This window comes from Hoeflea sp. BAL378 (assembly GCF_000759435.1).
GTDB lineage: Bacteria > Pseudomonadota > Alphaproteobacteria > Rhizobiales > Rhizobiaceae > Hoeflea.
Genome location: NZ_JRJG01000013.1, coordinates 45,979 through 65,013 on the forward strand (window position 1 = coordinate 45,979; position 19,035 = coordinate 65,013).

Genomic DNA, 19,035 nt, shown 5'->3' on the forward strand with positions numbered 1-19,035 from the left:
GGCGGTTCTCGCAGGTTTTCTGGGTTATTTTGTGTTCAAGCGGCGACAGGTCGGGCATTGTCGCCTCCACCCCGCACCGCCGCCCGTTCCTGCCGGGACGGTCGTCGCCCGCCCCCCCCCCCCGCGCTCCGGAGACCCCATGAGCAAACTGTTCGAAGAACTCGACTACCGCCCCACGCCGATCGGCGCGCTGGTGCTGCGCCGCCGCCGCGAGGCGCGGCTCGGCGTCGACATCCTCGAGATCAAGCTCGGCGAGGAGCACCTGATGTCGGACCTGTTCACCGCCTCCGAGATTGCGCTGGCCGAACTGGGTCTGGCGGCGTGTGACGGCGAGGGGCTCGACGTGGTGGTCGGCGGCCTGGGGCTGGGCTACACGGCCAAGGCCGCGCTCGACAATGCGCGCACCGGCTCGCTCATCGTGGTGGAATATCTCGAAGCCGTCATCGACTGGCACGTGACCGGCCTGCTGCCGCTCGGGCCGGAGCTCACCGGCGACCCGCGCTGCCGGCTGGTGGAGGGCGATTTCTTCGCCATGGCTCGAAGCGGGGAGGGGTTCGACCCGGACCAGCCGGGCCGCCGCTTCGACGCGATCCTGCTCGACATCGACCATTCGCCGGATGCGCTTCTCGATCCGCGCAGCGAGAGCTTCTACCAGCCCGAGGGTCTGGCGCAGCTTTCGGCCCATCTCAAGCCCGGCGGCGTCTTCGCGCTGTGGTCGGATGCGCGCGCCGACGACGCCTTCACCGCGCGACTGGCCGAGTTGTTCACGGAAGTCCGGGCCGAACCGGTGACCTTCCCCAATCCGCTCACCGACCGGCCGTTCACGCAGACGGTCTATGTGGCGCGGAAGCGGCGGGATCTGTAGCCACTACTGCCTGAGCCGGTAGGCCACCACCTGGTCGGAGACTTCGGGCTTCAGGATCGAGTTGCCGCCGACGGCGAAGACCACGTAGTCGGCGCCCTCATGGGTGAAGACCGCCGGGATCGACACGGCCGGCGCCTCGACGAGGTCCGACCACAGCTCTTTGCCGGTCGCCGCATCGAGCGCGCGGACCCGGGAATCGACCGACGCGCCCAGAAAGACCACGCCGCCGGCCGTCACCACCGGACCGCCGAGCGTCGGCGAGCCCCAGGATTCCAGCCCGTAGAAGCCGTCGAGCTGGGCGCGCCCGAACGGCGTCTCGTAGAGCTTTTCGCCGGTGTTGAGATCATAGGCCGAGAAGGTGCCGAAGGGCGGCGCCCAGCAGGGCATGCCGGCCCAGTTGCTCCAGTCGGTCAGGTAGATGCCGTAGGGCGAGTCTTCCTGCGGCGAATAGCCCTGCTCGTTGCCGCCTTCCGGACCCTGGATCCGGTCGTATTCGGCGCGCGGGATCAGGCGGATCATCTGGACGATGCGCGAGGCGTTGACATAGAGCCGGGCGTTGCGCGGGTCGACGGCGACGCCGCCCCAGTTGGTGGCGCCCGCGGTGCCCGGGAAGAACAGCGTGCCCTGCTCGGAGGGCGGCGTGTACATGCCCTCGTAGAGGTAGTTCTCGCGGTCGCGCGAGCACTGGCCGAAGCTCACCAGGTCGGCGAGCCACCAGACGTCGGGCAGATCCAGCGCGTTGCCGAGCGGCTCCGGCGTCATGGCGAAGGGTTGGGTGGGGGCCGAGACCTCGCCTTGCGCGGTGCTTTGCGGCGTGGCGCGCTGCTCGATGTCGAACACAGGCTCGCCGGTGCGGCGGTCGAGCACGAACAGGAAGCCCTGCTTGGTGGCCTGCACCAATGCGGGAATCGTCTCGCCATTGCGCTTGATGTCGACGAGCGACGGCGCGGACGGCGTGTCATAGTCCCAGATGTCGTGGTTGACGTGCTGGAAGCTCCAGGCGACTTCGCCGGTCTCGAGGTCAAGCGCGGTCACCGACGTCGCCATCGGGATCGGATCGGTGCGGTCGCCGCCCCAGTAATTGGGGCTCGGCGAGGAGACCGGGGCATAGACCAGGCCCAGTTCCGGATCGGCGGTCATCGCCGTCCAGATATTGGCCGTGCCGGTGCGCGGGATCATGTCCTCGGGAATGAAACTCGCTTCCCACTTCAGCTCGCCCGTGCGCGCGTCGATCGCCAGCAGATTGCCGGGAGGGGCGACGCTGTAGGCCCAGTCCTTGCCGGCCCAGCCGAGCAGCAGCGTGTCGCCCACCACCAGCGGCGGCTGCAGCAGCGAGAACGGGAAGACGTCGTTGACGGTGTTCCACTGGTTGACGTTGAGGACGCCGCCGTCGGCGAAATCCGCGCAGCGCTCGCCGGTGTCGGCGTCGACGGCGTGCAGCTCGGCGTCCATGGTGCCGAGATAGACCCGCTTTTCGCAGAGGCCGGTCCGGCCGCTTTCCCAGTAGGAGACGCCGCGGTTCTTGAGCGCGGGCTGGGTCAGCGCCTTGAGTTCGGAGCCGCTGTCATAGTTCCAGCGCTCCTCGCCGGTGGCGGGATCGAGCGCGATGATGCGGTAGAACGGCGTGCCTAGATAGAGCGTCTCATTGGCGTAGATCGGCGTGGCCGACCACACGGTCTGCGGCAGGTCGCCGGAGCCGTCGGCCACGTCGCCGGTGTGGAATTCCCAGGCGCGCTCGAGATCTCCCACGGTCTCGGGCGTGAGCGTCTGGACGTTGGAGAATTTGGTCGAGCGGACATCGCCGTGAAAGGCGCTCCATTGCGGCTGCTGCGCCTGGGCGGCGCCGGATGCGCCGAGCACGGAGGTGACGACCAGGGCGGCGAGGGATGTGGGGCGGATCATGCGGCGCTCCGGCGGGACTGGAGGAAGGGGGCGAGGAGGAGAGCAAGCGCCGCGAGCGCCATGACGACGGCGAGTCCCGTCTGCATCAGGAAGAAGCTGGCGATCGCCGTCAGCGTGGCGGCGAGAACCAGGAGGCCGATCAGGAGAGACCCGAAGCGGTGCGAGGAGGCCGACCCGAACATTAGCAATGCTGCGCCCGCGGTGGTTACGGCGGCGCCGACCAGCGCCAGCAGGGCGCCGAGCGACCCGTCCACGCCGGTGTTTCCGAACGGCGCGGCATAGGCAATGAGGGCGAGGACGAGGCCGATCACGGCCAGGAGAAGGGAAGTCAGGAATCGGTGTTGCATAACCTATGTTACGTTTGGGGAGGCGAATGGTTCCAATTTCAGTGTTCGGGACCCGCCCGCCCGGGCCATGAGCCCGGCACGGGTGCCTGGACCGGGCGCGGCCCCAGGCTTGTTTCCGCTTCATCCTGCCATCAATCCTATTGAATTGACTGGTCAGGGATGCTGACCTATTCGTCGGGGCACAGGAGTGTGTTCCATGTCCCCATCCAGGTCGGAATTTTTCCAGGGCGTCCGCGCCAGTCTGCCGATTGTCGTGTCCGCGGCGCCGTTCGGGCTCCTGTTCGGCGCGCTCGCCGTCGACAACGGGCTCAGCACCGGCGAGGCGGTGCTGATGAGCGCGCTGGTGTTCGCCGGCGCCAGCCAGATGGTCGGGCTCAACCTGTTCAGCGACCATGTCGCCCCCTGGATCATCGTGCTGTCGGTGTTCGCGGTCAATTTCCGCCACGTGCTCTATTCGGCGGCGCTCGGCCGTCGCATGGGGCTGATGCGCGGATGGCGCAAGGCCGCGGCCTTCTTCTTCCTCACCGATCCGCAATATGCCGCCACCGAAGCGCGGGGCGAAGGCAGGGTGCCGGTGACCTTCGCCTGGTACATGGGCATGGCGCTGCCGATCTATGTGATGTGGGTCGGCGAGGCCTGGGCCGGCGCGCTGTTCGGCCGGCTGCTTGCGGATCCCGCCGCCCTCGGCATCGATTTCCTGCTGCCCATCTATTTCCTCGGCCTGGTCCTGGGATTCCAGTCGCGCCCCGGCTGGCTGCCGGTGGTGATCGTCTCCGGGCTTGCCTCGATCGCGGCGTTCTACGCCGTGGGCTCGCCCTGGCATGTGAGCCTGGGTGCTGCCGCTGGCGTCCTCGTGGCGATGATCCTGCCGCCGCAGCCGGGCGGGGTCGACGCGGCGGAGGTCCGGCCATGAACGGCGTGTTCTGGGGCGTGCCGGTCAATGTCTGGACCATCCTCGCCGCGGCGGTGGTGACCTATGCCACCCGCATCGGCGGCCATCTGGTGCTGTCGCGGTTCAAAACCATCCCGCCGCGGGTCGACGCCGCGCTCAACGCCGTGCCGGCCGCGGTGCTGACCACGCTGGTGGCGCCGGCCGCCGTCACCAACGGCTCTGCCGAGGCGCTGACGCTTGCCGCCTGCCTGATCCTCGGCCTCCGGCTGCCGATGATGGCCATGTTCGCCATCGGCTGGGCGCTGATCGTGGCGCTGAGGGCGCTGGGGCTGTGATGGCGGGTATGGAATGTCGGGGACAGTTTACTTTGGACACTGAATATCCCGTCGGGCGTGACAGCCGAAAGTAAACTGTCCCCGACCTCCCCGAACTTTTAAACCCCGATCTCCGCCGTCGCCGCCGTGAGCCAGTCAAGCGCCGGATCGCCCGCGAGCAGCGGCGAGAGCTCGGCGCGGACGCGGGCGTGGTAGGCGTCGAGCCAGGCGATCTCGGTGGCGTCGAGCAGTTCCGGCAGGATCAGCCGGGTGTCGATCGGGCAGAGCGTCAGCGTCTCGAAGCCGAGCATGGCCGCGTCGCCGCCCTCGATGGCGCGCGGCGCGTGGACCGTGACCAGGTTCTCGATGCGGATGCCGAAGGCGCCGTCGCGGTAGTAGCCCGGCTCGTTGGAGAGGATCATGCCCGGCAGCAGCGCCTGCATGCCGCGCCGCGAGATCGATTGCGGGCCCTCGTGGACGGAGAGATAGCTGCCCACGCCATGGCCTGTGCCGTGGGCGAAATCGGCGCCCGCCCGCCACAGCGCGATGCGGGCGAAGGCGTCGATGTCGACGCCGCGCGTGCCCTGCGGGAAGCGCAAGCAACTGATGGCGATCATGCCCTTGAGGACCAGGGTGAAGAAGCGCTTCTGCTCGTGCGGAACATCGCCCACGGCCACCGTGCGGGTGATGTCGGTGGTGCCCGCCACATATTGCCCGCCCGAATCGATGAGCAGCATCTCGCCGGGCGCAACCTTGCGGTTGGTCAAGGTGTTGACCCGGTAATGCATGATCGCCGCATTGGGGCCGGCGCCCGAAATCGTGTCGAAGGACAAGGCCTTCAAGGGCATCTGCAGGCTCTCGCCGGTCTCGGCGCGGAGCTGCTCGAGCCGCGTGGCGGCGCCGATCTCGTCGACCGTGCCCGGCGCCTGGCCGTCGAGCCAGGCGAGGAACCGCACCATCGCCGCACCGTCCTGGACGTGCACCCTGGCGCTGGCGGCGATCTCGGCCGGGTTCTTGCAGGCGCGGGGCAGGCGGGCGGGGTCGGGGGCCTCGAGCACGGTGCCGCCGGCGCCCTCGATCAGCATCGGGATCGCGTGCGAGGCCACCGCCGGGTCGGCCATCACCGTGGCGCCGCTCCGGCCCAGGGCCGTGAGCGCCGCGTCGAATGCCGAGGGCGGGGCGAGATCGGCCAATTGCGTGAGATAGGCCTCGGCCTCCATGCCGGTCTTGCGCTTGTCGATGAACAGCCGCGGCAGGCCTTCGGCCGGAACGATGGCGCGCGCCAGCGGATGCGGCGTCGAGGGCAGATCCTGGCCGCGGATGTTGAAGCTCCAGGCGACCGAGGAGGGATCGGCGAGGACCACCGCGTCGGCGCCGGCGTCGGCCGCCGTGCGGGCGATCGAAGCCAGCTTGTCGCGGGCGAGCACCCCGGCATAGTCGATAGGCTGGATGCTGACCGCGCCGAGCGGCGGTTCCGGCCGGTCGTCCCAGATGGCGTCGACCGGGTTGGCGTCCAGAAACACGATCTCGCCGCCGAGCGACTTGAGCGCCGCCTCCAGCCGCCGAACCTCGGCTCCGGGCCAGGTCCAGGGATCGATGCCGAGCCGGAGCCCGGTGAGCTCGGAGGCCTCGAGAAAGGCCGAAAGCGGCGTGGAGATGAGATCCTGATAGGCAAAGACGGCCGGATCTGTCTGCGCCCGCACCTGTGCCGCATAGCGCCCGTCGACGAAGATGTGCGCGGCCTTGTCCAGCACCAGCACCAGCCCCGCCGAGCCGGTGAAGCCGGTGAGCCAGGCCAGCCGTTCGGCGCAGGCGGGCACATATTCGCCCAGATACTCGTCCGAGCGCGGCACCGCGACGGCGTCGACGCCTTGGGCGGCGAAGCCCGCGCGCAGCCGCTTGAGCCGGCCGGCCGCCTGGTCGGGAGAGGAGAGCACTTCGAAATTCTGGAACATGGACGGATCTTCCTGGCGGATGCGGCTGCGAGGGGACGATGCGCCGGACCTTACAGGCTCGCGCCGCAAAGGGGAATCGCCACGGCGCGGCCGCGGCGAGGTTTTTCGCCACGGGATCCGGGTTCCCATCAGGGCCCCATGCTTCTGCCGCACGGCCGCCATTTTCGGCCCGTTGCCCAATTATCCACCGATGAGGCGCGTGGGTGGCAATGCCTATGCACAAAAACGCATCATGCCGTCAGAGTGCATGCATTTCGTGCATAGCTGCACTGCAACATAAGCTCTCCACATCGGCGGCGAAATCCCTATGTTGGGTATGCAGGAGGACAGAGCAATCACTGACCCAAAGGGGATTATCACATGTCCGGTAACATCTTTCAGACCGCCTTCGACCGTCTCGTCAGCGCCCGCGAACGCCAGGTTCGCCGCTATGTGAACGGCGCGCTTCTCGGCATGGACGACGCCCAGCTCAAGGCGCTCGGCCGCACCCGCGAAGAACTGCAGCGCGAAGGCGCCCAGGCCTACTTCTTCTAGGCCTCGCCACCTCGGCAGGGCCGCCCCCGGCCCGCGACCCAATTCCGAACGGCTCCCTCGCGGGGGCCGTTTTGCGTTGCGGGCGGCGACTTTGCCCCCTCATTTCAGATGGATCGTCACCCAGCCGTTGCGCCACAGCGTCTCGACGTGGCGCATGCGCTGGCCGTTGTAGGCGGCGAGCACCTGGCGGCGCTGGCTGGCGAGGATCCCCGACAGGATCACCGAGCCGCCGGGCGCGAGATTGCGCCTGATGTCGGGCGCCATGCGCATCAGCGGACGGGCCAGGATGTTGGCGATGATCAGCCGGAAGGGTCCCTCGCGCGAAAATGCGGTCGAATGGAAGCCCGTGGCGGTGACGCAGGTGATCCGCGACGCGGCGTGGTTGCTGCGCACATTGTCCCGGGCGACGCGGATGGCGACCGGGTCGATGTCGGTGGCGAGCACCTTGACCGGGCCGAGTTTCGCCGCGGCGATGGCGAGCACGCCGGAGCCGGTGCCGAGATCGAGCACCGGGTTCACGCCCCGCGGCCCCCCGGGGGCGGCGCGCATCACCTTGTCGATCATTTCCAGACACCCGGCCGTGGTGCCGTGATGGCCGGTGCCGAAGGCCTGGCCGGCCTCGAGCTCGATCGACAGGTCATGGGCGCGCACCGCGTCGCGGTCATGGGCGCCGTGGACCAGGAAGCGTCCGGCGCGGACGGGCTTGAGCCCCTCGAGCGACCTGGCGATCCAGTCGGTGTCGCCGAAGACCTCGATCTCGATCGCGGCGTCCGGGAACTCCTGCTTGAGGCAGCGCGCGATGCGCTCTTGAAGCGCCGGGTCCGGCTCGCCGGTGGCATAGACCGAGGCCTCCCAGATGCCTGCCGCCTCGTCGGTCTCCATGGTGGCAATCGGGACGCCGTCCTCCTCGAACACGGCCGAAAGCAGATCGAGGGCCCGGCCTGCGCCGGCTTCATCGGTGACGATGTAATAGCGGTGGTCGCTCACTGTGGTGTCTTTCCCTGGTCCGTGCCGCCTGCGGCGGCCAGCGGCTTCTGGTCCGGCGCGGTCTTCGCGGCGGGGGTGGATTCGGCCTTGCGGGCGGTCTTGCTGGCGGCCTCTGCGCGCGCCTCGTCCTTGGGGATGGCGAAACTCAGGATCCGGTCATTGGCCCCGGGCGTGTTCGAGGTGGTCGCGGCGAACACGATAGCGCCCGAGGGCTTGATCCACAACAGGATCAGCGCGCCCTCCGGCCGCGACGCCTCGTAGGCCGCCCAGCCATATTCGTCGGTGAGCCTTGTGAGCTGGAAGGTCCAGCCGTCGAGCAGCTTTTCGCGCAGGTCGTGAAAGCTCACCGGCTCCTTGGTCAGCGACCGCCCGCCCAGCGTGAAGTTCAGGGCCTGCCGCGCCTTCTCGTCGATGCGACCGATCTGGAAGACATGGCTGCGGCCCAGTTCCGGGCCGAAATCGGTGCAGACCAGCGCGTTGTAGGCGTCGTTGTCGCCGGCGGCGATGAGCGAGGAGAAGCTCTTGGGATCGATGGCGTGGTGGGCCGATTCCGACAGGACCTCGCCGAAATAGACCGGAATGCTGGCGAGCCGCGCCTCGGTCAGGTGGTTCCAGTTCTGGTCCGCCAGCATCACCGGAACCTCCGCCTCCTTGAGCTTGCGGGCGAGCGCGGTCGACCAGCGCGATCCGCCGACGATGAGGATGCCGGGCTTGGCCGCCTTCCTGAGCTTGAGGAACTTCGCCAGCGGCGCCAGCGTGAAGCCGTGCAGCACGATCGTGGTGACCACGACCGCGAAGGTGAAGGCCACCATCCGCCCGGCATCCGCCACCCCGACATCGGCGAGCAGCGTTCCGAACAGGCCGGAGACGGCGACGGCGACGACGCCGCGCGGCGCGATCCACGAGGTCAGGATCCGCTCCTGGATGGTGAGGCCCGAGCGGACCGTCGCCAGCATCACCGCCACGGGGCGGATGACGAGGAGGAGGCCCGCGACGAACAGCGCGGCGCTGAGGTCGAGCGAGCGGATGTCATCAAGGCTCAGCGACGCGGTCAGGATGATGAAGACGCCCGAGACCAAGAGCGTGGTGATGGTCTCCTTGAAACGGCGCATGTCGGTGAGCGAGGCGATGCGGCTGTTGGCGAGCACCAGCCCCATCACGGTCACGGTCAGCAAGCCCGCTTCCTCGAGCACCATGTTGGTCGCCGCATAGACCGCCACCACGGTGGCGAGCAGCACCGGCGCCTTGAGATATTCGGGCACGTGGCCGTTGACGAAGGACCAGACGATCAGCCGTGCCGCGGCCCAGCCGCCGCCGACGGCGAGCGCGAATCCGAAGACGATCAGCACCGCGAGATTGTCGGCCTGGTGCAGCCCGGCCTGGACCATGATGACCTCGAAGGCGAGGACGGCGAACAGGGCGCCGATCGGGTCGTTGACGATGGCTTCCCAGCGCAGCAGCGAGGCGGGGCGGGCGTCGAGCTGGGCCTGGCGCAGCAGCGGGATGATCACCGTCGGCCCGGTCACCACCAGGATCGCGCCCAGCACGATCGCGGTGGGCCAGCTCAGCCCGCCGATGTGATGGGCGGCGAGCGCCGCCATCGCCCAGGTGAGGGGACCGGCATACATGATGATGCGGCGGACCGCGGTGGAGGTCTCGCGGATTTCCCGCAGATTGAGCGTCAAGCCGCCCTCGAACAGGATGATCGCCACGGCGATCGACACCATCGGCCGGTAGGCCGTGCCGAAATCGGCGGCCGGATCGAGAAAGCCGGTCGCCGGGCCTGCCACGAATCCCGCCGCCAGCAGCAGCACGATCGCCGGCAACTGCAGTTTCCACGCCAGCCACTGCGCGCCGATGCCCGCGGCGCCGATCACGGCAAGCTTGAGAACGATGTCGTCCATGCCAGTCCCCTGTCGCGCGCGCCCTCGAGTGCCGCGCGCCTGAGCAAGCGCACGAAGATCGCCGGAGCCTTCTTAAAACACCTGCATGACTGCTGCCTCGGACCGGGTCCGGCGGCAGCGCTCATGCAGTCGGGCGGAAGTTGCCGCGCCTCAACACCCGCCCGGCGGGATGGTTCCCGGGGCGGGTCAGCCCTTGAGCAGGTTCTTGAGCTTGGTCACCGCGGTCTCGGGGTTCTCGCCCCAGGCGATGGTGCCCTTGAAGCGGCCCTGCTCGTCGAGCAGGAACACCGAGGCGGTGTGGTCCATGCTGTACTCGCCATCGACCGTATCGGACGGCACCTTGCGGGCGTAGATGTTGAAGCCCTTGATCACCTCGGCGATCTTGGCCGGTTCGCCGGAGATGCCGACGATCCGGTCGCTGACGCCCGAGACATAGGAGCCCAGCAGCTCCGGCGAATCGCGCTCGGGATCGACGGTGATGAAATAGGCGCCGATCTTGCCGCCCTCGGGATCGGCCTGCTTGAGCCAGCCGTCGAGCTCATAGAGCGTCGTCGGGCAGATCTCCGGGCAATGGGTGAAGCCGAAGAACAGCGCCGTCGGCCGGCCGCGGAAGGCGGCCTCGGTGATCGGGGCGCCCGTCTGGTCGACCAGCTCGAACGGCACCCCGTAGGGCTTCTCCGCCATCTGGCTGTCGCTCATCTGCCATTCATAGGTGAACCAGCCCAGCATCAGGGCCATGACCGCGATCAGGGCCCACAGGACGGTGCGGAAGATTTTCATGTCAGTCTCCAGCTTGGCCGCGGGCGCGGCCGGTTCCGGCAACGCAAGATCGGGCCGGGCAAGGGGGTTAAGGGATCAGAGGCACCAGGCCAGGCCATTGGCGGCGAGACCGTAGAGCAGCGCCGGCCCGTTCGCCTGCCAGGCCGCGAAGGCGAGCCCCGTCAGCATCGCCGCGGCGATCAGGCCCACGGCGAGGGGGGCATGTCTGAGCAGGGCTGGCTGGCGGTCGGGCGCGTGTGCACGGGTCATGATCCCTATCTAGCGCGCGCCGCGCGGGATGCCAAGCGGCAAGCGTCGGCTGCGCCGGGCGGTTGCCGCGCTGCACAAATCCGGCGCACGGGCAGCGATCCAATCTTTCAATTGTCACCGTCAGGGTCCATATCCTTGTCATCAGCTTCCACGCGCGCCGGATCCTCCCTTTCCGCGTCGCGCCGATCCTCGCAAGGAGACCGTCCATGTCCATCAGCACCCGCATCCTCACCGCGGCCTCGGCCGCCCTCGTGGCCCTTTCCAGCCTCGCCGCGCCGGCGATGGCCCAGCAGGTCGGCGAGGTCGGCGTCGACTGGCTCGGCAACGACATCCTGATCGACGCGGTCAGCGACCCCAAGGTCAAGGGCGTGACCTGCCATGTCGCCTATTTCGACCGCGGCGTCATCGACCGGCTGCAGAAGGGCAACTGGTTCGAGGATCCCTCCAACGCCTCCATCGCCTGCCGGCAGACCGGTCCGATCAGCATCGGCGACATCGATCTCGACGAGGACGGCGACGTGGTGTTCAAGGAATCGCGCTCGCTGATCTGGAAATCGCTGGTGGTGCACCGGATCTACGACAAGGCCAACGACACGCTGATCTATCTGGTCAATTCCCAGCAGGTGCAGGACGGCTCGGCCAAGATGGCGATCTCCACCGTGCCGCTGTTCGGCCAGGACGTCACCTGGGAGAAGGGCCGGCCGTAACCCCCGGCCGGCCGTCGCGGCCCTGGGAACGGCCCCGCCGGCCTGACGGCGGGCCGGGTCCGGGGCTCCAGCCGGCCGTGCTTGCGGGTCCCTAAGGTCCAGGAGTTGCCGTGGCAGACCAGAGTTTCACAGACGCGCATGCGCAGACGGTCGGCGATGTCGCCGCCGGGCTCGGAACCGACCCCGCCACCGGGCTGAGCCCGTCCCGGGTCCAGGAGCGGCTGGAGACGCACGGCCCCAACCAGTTGCGCCGCCAGAAGGCCAAGAGCGCGCTCACGATCCTTGTGCATCAATTCAGCAGCATCATCGTCTGGCTGCTGGCGGCGGCGGCGGCGATGTCGTTCCTGCTCGGCGACTTCGCCGAGGCGGGCGCCATCCTGGTCGTGCTGGCGCTGAACGGGGCGATCGGCTTCTTCACCGAGCTCCGGGCGGCGCGGTCGATGGAAGCGCTGATGCGCATCGCCCAGGTCCGCACGCGGGTGCGCCGGGACGGGCAGGAGCGGATGATCGACGCGCACGGGCTGGTGCCGGGCGATGTCGTCATCCTGGAGGCGGGCGACGTGGTCACCGCCGATCTCAGGATCAGCCAGGCCTCCAACCTGCAGGCCGACGAATCGGTGCTGACCGGCGAATCCGTCCCCGTGGTCAAGTCGTCGGGCGCGGCCGGCCGCGATTCCGTGCTCGGCGACCGCACCTCGATGGCGTTCAAGGCAACCGCGATCACCCAGGGCAGCGGCGAGGGGCTGGTGGTCGCCACCGGCATGAACACCGAGATCGGCCGGATCAGCGCCCTGGTGCAGAGCGCCGCAAGCGAGGCGGCGCCGCTCGAGAAGCGGCTCGACCGGCTCGGGCGCCGGCTGGTGTGGCTCACCTTCGGGCTCGCCGCGCTGACCATCGGCGCGGGCATCCTGCGCGGCCATGACCTGGTCGCGATGATCCAGACCGGCGTGGCGCTGGCCGTGGCCGCCGTGCCCGAAGGGCTGCCGGTGGTGGCCACGCTGTCGCTGGCGCGCGGCATGTGGCGGATGAGCCAGCGCAACGCGGTGATCACGCGGCTGTCTTCGGTGGAGACGCTGGGCGCCACCACGGTGATCCTCACCGACAAGACCGGGACGCTGACCGAAAACAAAATGACGGCGGTCGGCTACCTGCTCGACGGCCGCGACATCACGGTCTCCGGCGACGGCGACGGCCGGCATTTTGCGGGCGAGGGCGGCCCGGTCGATCCCGCGCGCGACGAGGGCCTTGCCTGGGCGGTGCGGGTCGGGGCGCTGTGCACCAATGCCGAACTGGGCGACGGCAGCAAGGATGGCCGGGCGGGAGATCCGATGGAGCTGGCGCTGCTGCAGGCGGCCGCCACCGCCGGGCTCACCCATGCGGGCCTGCTCGCGACCTATCCGGAACTCTGCGAACACGCCTTCGATCCGCTCGCCAAGATGATGGCCACGGTGCATGCCGAGGGCGACGGCTATCTGGTCGCGGTCAAGGGCGCGCCGGAATCGGTCATCGACAGCGCCGACCTTGTGCTCGGGCCGGGCGGCCCGCGCCCGCTCGGCGCGGCGGGGCGCCGGCAATGGAAGGCGCGCAGCTCGAAGGCCGCGGCGGAGGGGCTCAGGCTGCTCGGCCTGGCCATGAAGCACAGCGGGCGGGCGGACGACGCTCCCTATGCGGGCCTGACGCTGGTCGGGCTGGTCTGCCTGGCCGATCCGGTGCGCGAGGATGTCCGTCCGGCGATCGCTGCGAGCCGGGCGGCCGGGGTCCGGGTCATCATGCTGACCGGCGACCATGCCGACACGGCGGCCGCCATCGCAAGGCAGGCGGGGCTCGGCGACGGCGTATTGACGGTGATCGAGGGCAGCGAGCTCATCGGCGTTGATCCGGACACGGTGAGCGCAGAGCTGCGCGAGCGGGTGCTGTCGGCCGACGTGTTCGCCCGGGTCGCGCCGGAAACCAAGCTCGTGCTTGTCTCGATCTTCCAGAAGGCCGGCCATGTGGTGGCAATGACCGGCGACGGCGTCAACGACGCGCCGGCGCTGAAGAAGGCCGACATCGGCATCGCCATGGGCAAGCGCGGCACCCAGGTGGCCCAGGAAGCCGCGCACATGGTGCTGCGCGACGACAAGTTCGCCACCATCCTCTCGGCCATGCGTCAGGGCCGGGTGATCTTCGACAATATCCGCAAGTTCGTGGTCTATCTGATGAGCTGCAATGTCAGCGAGGTGCTGGTGGTCGGCCTCGCCGTCGGCGTCGGCCTGCCGATGCCGCTGCTGCCGCTGCAGATCCTGTTCCTCAACCTGATCACCGACGTGTTTCCGGCCTTCGCACTGGGGCTCGGCCGCGGCGACGACAGCGTCATGCGCAAGCCGCCGCGCGACCCCCAGGATTCGATCCTGGACGGGGCGCGCTGGATGCTGATCGGCGTGCTCGGGGGCCTGATCACGCTCGCCACGCTCGGCGCCTTCCTGCTGGCGCTGTCCTGGCTCGGGCTCGAGCCCGGCGCCGCCGTCACCGTGGCCTTCGTGACGCTGGCGCTGGCGCAGTTGTGGAACGTGTTCACCATGCGCGACCCCGGGTCGGGCCTGTTCAACAACGAGGTCACCCGCAACCTCTATGTCTGGGGCGCGCTCGTGCTCTGCCTCGGGCTTGTCGGCCTGGCGCTGTGGCTGCCGGCGCTGGCGGACCTCTTGGGATTGCCGAGCCCCGGCCCGCAGGGCCTGGCGCTGGCCTTCGCGGCGAGCCTTGCGCCGCTGGTGCTGGGCCAGGCCTGGCTGGCCGTGGCGCGGCCCGGCAGGAGCTAGGTCGGCTGAGGTCGGGGACAGTTTACTTTTCACCGGATGCTGTGGAGCACCTCGCTTTCGCGGGAAAAGTAAACTGTCCCCGATATGCCTATCCCCTGAAGATCAACGCGGCGCCGGCGGCGATCAGCGCGAAGCCGCCCAGATGGTTCCAGCCGAGCGGCTCCTTGAGCACGATGACCGAGAAGCCGGCGAAGACGATCAGCGTGATCACTTCCTGCATGGTCTTGAGCTCGGCCGCCGACCAGACCGCGTGGCCGATGCGGTTGGCGGGCACGGCCAGGCAGTACTCGAAGAAGGCGATGCCCCAGGAGACGCCGATCACGATCAGGAGCGGCGTCGACTTGAACTTGAGATGGCCGTACCAGGCGAAGGTCATGAAGATGTTCGAGGCCGCCAGCAGCAGGACCGGCAGCCATTTGATGGCGAAGGGCGAGAGTGTCATGGGCGCGGGATTCCGGGAGCGGGATGCAACGGAAATCCCTGCGGATATTTCGGGGCCGGCGTCAAGGGAGGGCCGGGGACAGTTTACTTTTTCGCGCATGACAAGCTGTTGGAGAACATTCAACCTGTACGCGAAAAAGTAAACTGTCCCCGAACTTCGCGCATAAAGTAAACTGTCCCCGAATTGCCCGACCTTTAGTACCCCACCGTCGCCGAGCCGGTCTGGCGCGGGTCCGAGGCGCCGAGCAGCAGGCCGTTGTCGGCGTCGACATGGATCGACTGGGTCGAGCCCATGACGCTGCCGACCGCGATCGTGTGGCCCTTGGCCTCGAGCGCGGCCACCGTGTCGCGGCTCAGCCCGCCGTCCTCGACGCGGATCTCGTCGGGCAGCCACTGGTGGTGGATGCGCGATGCATGCGTCGCCTCGGCCACGTTCATCTTGTGGTCGATCATGTTGGAGATCATCTGCAGCGTGGTGGTGATGATGCGCGAGCCGCCGGGGCTGCCGGTGACGAGATAGGGCTTGCCGTCCTTGAGCACGATCGTCGGGCTCATTGAGGACAGCGGCCGCTTGGCCGGCGCAACCGCGTTCGCCTCGCCGCCAATCAGGCCGTAGGCGTTGGGAACGCCCGGCTTGGCGGAGAAATCGTCCATCTCGTTGTTGAGCAGCACGCCCGCGCCCTTGGCGGTGATCCCCGAGCCATAGGAGAAATTCAGCGTGTAGGTGTTGGAGACCGCGTTGCCGTCCTTGTCGACGATGGAGAAATGGGTGGTCTGGTCGCTCTCGTAGGGCGCCAGATCCCCCGGCTTGATCGAGGCCGAGGGCGTGGCGCGGTTCAAGCTGATGCCCTCGCGGATCTTCGCCGCATAGGCCTTCGAGGTGAGTGCTGCGACCGGCACGTCGTTGAAATCCGGGTCGCCCAGATATTCCGAGCGGTCGGCATAGGCCCGCTTCATCGCTTCCGCCATCAGGTGGATGGTTTCCGAGGAATTGTGCCCGAGGAAGCCGATCGGATAGTCCTCCAGCACGTTGAGGATCTCGATGATGTGGACGCCGCCCGAGCTCGGCGGCGGCATCGAGACGATGTCGTAGCCGCGGTAGCTGCCGCGCACCGGCTCGCGGATCACCGCCTTGTAGCCCGCCAGGTCCTCGAGGCTTATCGATCCGCCGGCGTCCTTGACCGAGGCGACGATGGCCTCGGCGACGGCGCCCTTGTAGAAGCCGTCCGGACCCAGTTCGGCGATCTTCTTCAGCGTCGCGGCGAGATCGGGCTGCCTGAGCACGTCGCCGGGCTCGTAGAAGCCGCCGTCGGGCTTGTAGAAGATCTCGGCAGAGGCCGGCCAGGCCTTGAGCCGCTTTTCGAGCGCCTTCAGGCTGTCGGCGAGGTCGGCCGTCACGGTGATGCCCTCCTCGGCGAGCCGGATCGCGGGTGCCGCGGCCTGGGCCAGCGTCATCGTGCCATAGGTCTCGAGCGCCATCTGCATCCCGGCCACGGTGCCGGGCACGCCGACGGCGAGGCCGTGATAGCGCGACAGCGTGCTGTCGGCATTGCCCTCGGCGTCGAGATACATGTCGCGGGTGGCGCTCGCGGGCGCCATCTCGCGGTAGTCGATCGCCTTGGTCTCGCCGCTCTTGGCGTCATGCACCAGCATGAAGCCGCCGCCGCCGAGGTTTCCGGCGCGGGGCAGGGTGACGGCCAGCGCCAGCGCCACGGCGACGCCGGCATCGACCGCGTTGCCGCCGTCCTTCAGCACCTGGAGCCCGACCTCCGCCGCCACCTTCTCCTGGACCGAGACCATCGCCTCTTTCGCCCAGACCGGATGCACCGCATCCATCGACGAATAGATCGCCGCTTCCTGGGCGAAGGTGGGCAGGGGCGAGAGCGCGATCAGCGCGGCGGAGGCGAGGGCAGGGAGCAGGCGGGACATCGGCGTGGTCCTTTTAAGACTGCCAGGCGGTCGGCCCATGGGGCGGACCGGCGCGGCGCGGTTCCGGAGCATCGGGCCATCGAATGCCACATTGGCGGCCTCGTCAACCCGGAACGGCGCTTTGTCCGGCCGCGACTTGCGCCGCAGGGACGCCGCTGCGGCCCGATTCCGCGGGTCATGCCCTTTGCCGCGCCCGCGCCGCACCCTATCTATCAGCCATGACCGTATCCCGCACACTCTCGTCCTGACATGGCCTTCCTCGGCATCATCGCGCTGCTCGCTGCGCTGGCGCTGGTCTACGGGCCGCAGTTCTGGGTCGGCCACACCCTGCGCAAGCACAGCGCCGAGCGGCCGGATTTTCCCGGCACCGGCGGCGAGATGGCGCGGCACCTGGTCGAGCGGCTGGCGCTCGAGGGCGTCGGCGTCGAGGTGACCGAGGCGGGCGACCACTACGACCCCGAAAGCCGCACGGTGCGGCTGTCCCGGGCCAATCATGACGGGGCGAGCCTCACCGCCGTGGCGGTCGCCGCCCACGAGGTCGGCCACGCGCTGCAGCACCAGCGCGGCGAGCGGGGGCTGGCGCTCAGGCAGAAGCTGGCCTCCTTCGCCATCGCCACCGACCGCATCGCCTCGATCTTCTTCATCGCCGCGCCGATCCTCGCCATCGCGCTGCGCGCGCCCGCGGCCATGCTCGCCCTGGCGGCGATCGGCATCGGGCTTTTGAGCGTGCGGGTGCTCGTGCATCTGGTGACGCTGCCGGTCGAATATGACGCGAGCTTCAACAAGGCGCTGCCGATCCTGCGCGAGGGCAACTATCTCAGTGACGACGATCTCAAGGGCGCCAGCAGCGTGCTCCGCGCCGCAGCACTCACCTATGTCGCCGCCGCGCTCATGAGCCTCCTCAACCTCGCGCGCTGGTTCCGGTTCATGCGGTGACGGCAGACCTGGGCGCCTGGCGCCAGGGGGGCGGCGGACGGCGAGATCACGGCCAGCGGATTGTTGCGATCTGCCGGGCGAGTCCGCTCCAATCCCCCCGAGCGCCCAATTAAGCGCTTGTTCGGGGACCACCATTGGTGCCAGTCTAGAGATCCAAGTGCAGGAGGGCATCTTCGTGTTTCACGGCAAGGTACTGGTCGCCCAGGGAGGTGGTCCGACGGCGGTCATCAACCAGTCCATGGTGGGGGCGGTCCTGGAATCGCGCAAGTTCCGCAAGGTCGAGCTGATCTACGGCGCGGTCCACGGCGTGCGCGGAATCCTCGACGAGGATTTCTACGATCTCACCCAGGAGACCACCCACAATCTGGAGATGGTCGCCAATACCCCGTCCTCGGCGCTCGGCTCGACGCGCGACAAGCCGGACCTGAAATACTGCCAGGAGATATTCAAGGTCCTGCGCGCGCACGAGATCGGCTATTTCTTCTACATCGGCGGCAATGATTCCTCGGACACCGTCCGCATCGTCAACGACGAGGCGCGCAGGGCGGACTACGACCTGCGCTGCATCCACATTCCCAAGACCATCGACAACGACCTGGTCGAGAACGACCATACGCCGGGCTTCCCCTCGGCCGCGCGCTATGTGGCGCAGGCCTTCATGGGTATCAATCTCGACAATGCGGCGCTTCCCGGCGTCTATATCGGCGTCGTCATGGGGCGGCATGCGGGCTTTCTCACCGCCGCCTCGGCGCTGGGCAAGAAATTCTCCGATGATGGGCCCCATCTCATCTACATGCCCGAGCGGACCTTCGAGGTCGGCCGGTTCCTCAGCGACGTCAAGCAGGTCTATGACCGGCTCGGCCGCTGCGTCGTTGCCGTCAGCGAGGGCATCCATGACGGCTCGGGCCAGCCGATCATCGCCAGTCTGGCGAAAGAGGTCGAACGGGACGCCCATGGCAATCTGCAACTGTCGGGCAGCGGCGCCCTGGCCGATCTCCTGACGCAGAGGGTCAGGGAGGACCTGCAGATCACGCGGGTCCGGGGCGACACGCTCGGCTATATCCAGCGCAGCTTCGTCGGATGCGTGTCGGATGTGGACCAGAACGAAGCCCGCGAGGTGGGCGAGAAGGCGGTCCAGTATGGTATGTTCGGCGACCGCGACGGATCGGTGACGATCAAGCGCACCGGGCATTATTCGGTCGACTACGAACTGGTCCCGCTGGAACTGGTCGCCGGCAAGACCCGGACCATGCCCGACAATTTCATCTCGGCCTCCGGGCACGACGTGACCGACGACTTCCGGCTCTATCTCCGCCCGCTGCTGGGCAAGGGCATGCCGGACGCCCATCGCCTCCGGCTGAACAAGGTGCCGAAGATCCTGGCGGCCCGCTGACAAGACCAAGCCCGTGAGCTGGCGAGCGGCGTCCGGGCACGGGCACGTTCAACCGGCGCCCGCGGCTCTCCGCGCCCGGGGGCAGACTGCCTGCGATACCGA

General features: G+C 68.4%; 17 protein-coding genes. 8 read left to right on the top strand and 9 right to left on the bottom strand.

Annotated features, from left to right (window positions below; genetic code table 11):
- Nucleotides 1-139: 139 nt before the first annotated feature.
- A complete protein-coding gene (locus LL06_RS04235; protein ID WP_035522652.1) occupies nt 140-865 on the top strand; it encodes a spermidine synthase in 726 nt (241 codons plus the stop codon).
- A gap of 3 nt (nt 866-868) precedes the next feature.
- Here the strand turns inward: LL06_RS04235 and LL06_RS04240 are convergent, their stop codons facing one another.
- Nucleotides 869-2,767 (bottom strand): PQQ-binding-like beta-propeller repeat protein, encoded by a 1,899-nt coding sequence (locus LL06_RS04240; protein ID WP_035522655.1) that lies wholly within the window; start codon nt 2,765-2,767, stop codon nt 869-871.
- The gene (locus LL06_RS04245; protein WP_035522658.1) at nt 2,764-3,114 is read right to left on the bottom strand and encodes a hypothetical protein; all 351 of its coding nucleotides are present in this window, start codon (nt 3,112-3,114) and stop codon (nt 2,764-2,766) included. Before LL06_RS04245 ends, LL06_RS04240 begins: the two co-directional genes overlap by 4 nt.
- Nucleotides 3,115-3,310: 196 nt before the next feature.
- On the opposite strand from LL06_RS04245, the gene LL06_RS04250 reads away from it, so the two are divergent.
- Nucleotides 3,311-4,027 (top strand): AzlC family ABC transporter permease, encoded by a 717-nt coding sequence (locus LL06_RS04250; RefSeq protein WP_035522661.1) that lies wholly within the window; start codon nt 3,311-3,313, stop codon nt 4,025-4,027.
- A gap of 17 nt (nt 4,028-4,044) precedes the next feature.
- Nucleotides 4,045-4,341 (top strand): AzlD family protein, encoded by a 297-nt coding sequence (locus LL06_RS04255; protein ID WP_152599492.1) that lies wholly within the window; start codon nt 4,045-4,047, stop codon nt 4,339-4,341.
- Nucleotides 4,342-4,439: 98 nt separating this feature from the next.
- Here the strand turns inward: LL06_RS04255 and LL06_RS04260 are convergent, their stop codons facing one another.
- Nucleotides 4,440-6,275: an aminopeptidase P family protein gene (locus tag LL06_RS04260; protein WP_035522668.1), complete on the bottom strand. Its 1,836-nt coding sequence runs from the start codon at nt 6,273-6,275 to the stop codon at nt 4,440-4,442.
- Between the two features lie 360 nt (nt 6,276-6,635).
- Between LL06_RS04260 and LL06_RS27940 the strand changes: the two genes are divergently transcribed.
- Nucleotides 6,636-6,809 (top strand): hypothetical protein, encoded by a 174-nt coding sequence (locus tag LL06_RS27940; RefSeq protein ID WP_035522671.1) that lies wholly within the window; start codon nt 6,636-6,638, stop codon nt 6,807-6,809.
- A gap of 99 nt (nt 6,810-6,908) precedes the next feature.
- Here the strand turns inward: LL06_RS27940 and LL06_RS04270 are convergent, their stop codons facing one another.
- The 4 genes from LL06_RS04270 to LL06_RS27945 all read right to left on the bottom strand — a co-directional run bounded on the left by LL06_RS04270 (nt 6,909) and on the right by LL06_RS27945 (nt 10,729).
- Nucleotides 6,909-7,796, bottom strand: coding sequence for a 50S ribosomal protein L11 methyltransferase (locus LL06_RS04270; RefSeq protein ID WP_035522674.1), 888 nt, complete (start codon nt 7,794-7,796; stop codon nt 6,909-6,911).
- Nucleotides 7,793-9,700: a sodium:proton antiporter gene (locus LL06_RS04275; RefSeq protein WP_052161203.1), complete on the bottom strand. Its 1,908-nt coding sequence runs from the start codon at nt 9,698-9,700 to the stop codon at nt 7,793-7,795. Before LL06_RS04275 ends, LL06_RS04270 begins: the two co-directional genes overlap by 4 nt.
- Nucleotides 9,701-9,886: 186 nt before the next feature.
- Entirely contained in the window at nt 9,887-10,480 is a 594-nt protein-coding gene (locus LL06_RS04280) for an SCO family protein (protein WP_035522677.1), read from the bottom strand.
- Between the two features lie 75 nt (nt 10,481-10,555).
- Complete coding sequence (locus LL06_RS27945; RefSeq protein WP_162835370.1) at nt 10,556-10,729, bottom strand: hypothetical protein; 174 nt, start codon at nt 10,727-10,729, stop codon at nt 10,556-10,558.
- 206 nt (nt 10,730-10,935) lie between these two features.
- On the opposite strand from LL06_RS27945, the gene LL06_RS04285 reads away from it, so the two are divergent.
- Together LL06_RS04285 and LL06_RS04290 are read left to right on the top strand one after the other, a co-directional pair.
- Nucleotides 10,936-11,436, top strand: coding sequence for a CreA family protein (locus LL06_RS04285; RefSeq protein WP_035522680.1), 501 nt, complete (start codon nt 10,936-10,938; stop codon nt 11,434-11,436).
- Between the two features lie 110 nt (nt 11,437-11,546).
- Nucleotides 11,547-14,234: a cation-transporting P-type ATPase gene (locus tag LL06_RS04290; protein ID WP_035522682.1), complete on the top strand. Its 2,688-nt coding sequence runs from the start codon at nt 11,547-11,549 to the stop codon at nt 14,232-14,234.
- An 88-nt stretch (nt 14,235-14,322) separates the two neighbouring features.
- On the opposite strand, the gene LL06_RS04295 is transcribed toward LL06_RS04290, so the two are convergent.
- Together LL06_RS04295 and ggt are read right to left on the bottom strand one after the other, a co-directional pair.
- Nucleotides 14,323-14,676, bottom strand: coding sequence for a DMT family protein (locus LL06_RS04295; RefSeq protein ID WP_035522685.1), 354 nt, complete (start codon nt 14,674-14,676; stop codon nt 14,323-14,325).
- 194 nt (nt 14,677-14,870) lie between these two features.
- Entirely contained in the window at nt 14,871-16,604 is a 1,734-nt protein-coding gene (gene ggt, locus LL06_RS04300; protein ID WP_035522688.1) for a gamma-glutamyltransferase, read from the bottom strand.
- Between the two features lie 249 nt (nt 16,605-16,853).
- Between ggt and LL06_RS04305 the strand changes: the two genes are divergently transcribed.
- Together LL06_RS04305 and LL06_RS04310 are read left to right on the top strand one after the other, a co-directional pair.
- A complete protein-coding gene (locus tag LL06_RS04305) occupies nt 16,854-17,540 on the top strand; it encodes a zinc metallopeptidase (protein ID WP_035522690.1) in 687 nt (228 codons plus the stop codon).
- A 157-nt stretch (nt 17,541-17,697) separates the two neighbouring features.
- Complete coding sequence (locus LL06_RS04310) at nt 17,698-18,933, top strand: 6-phosphofructokinase (RefSeq protein WP_280114102.1); 1,236 nt, start codon at nt 17,698-17,700, stop codon at nt 18,931-18,933.
- Nucleotides 18,934-19,035 lie beyond the last annotated feature (102 nt).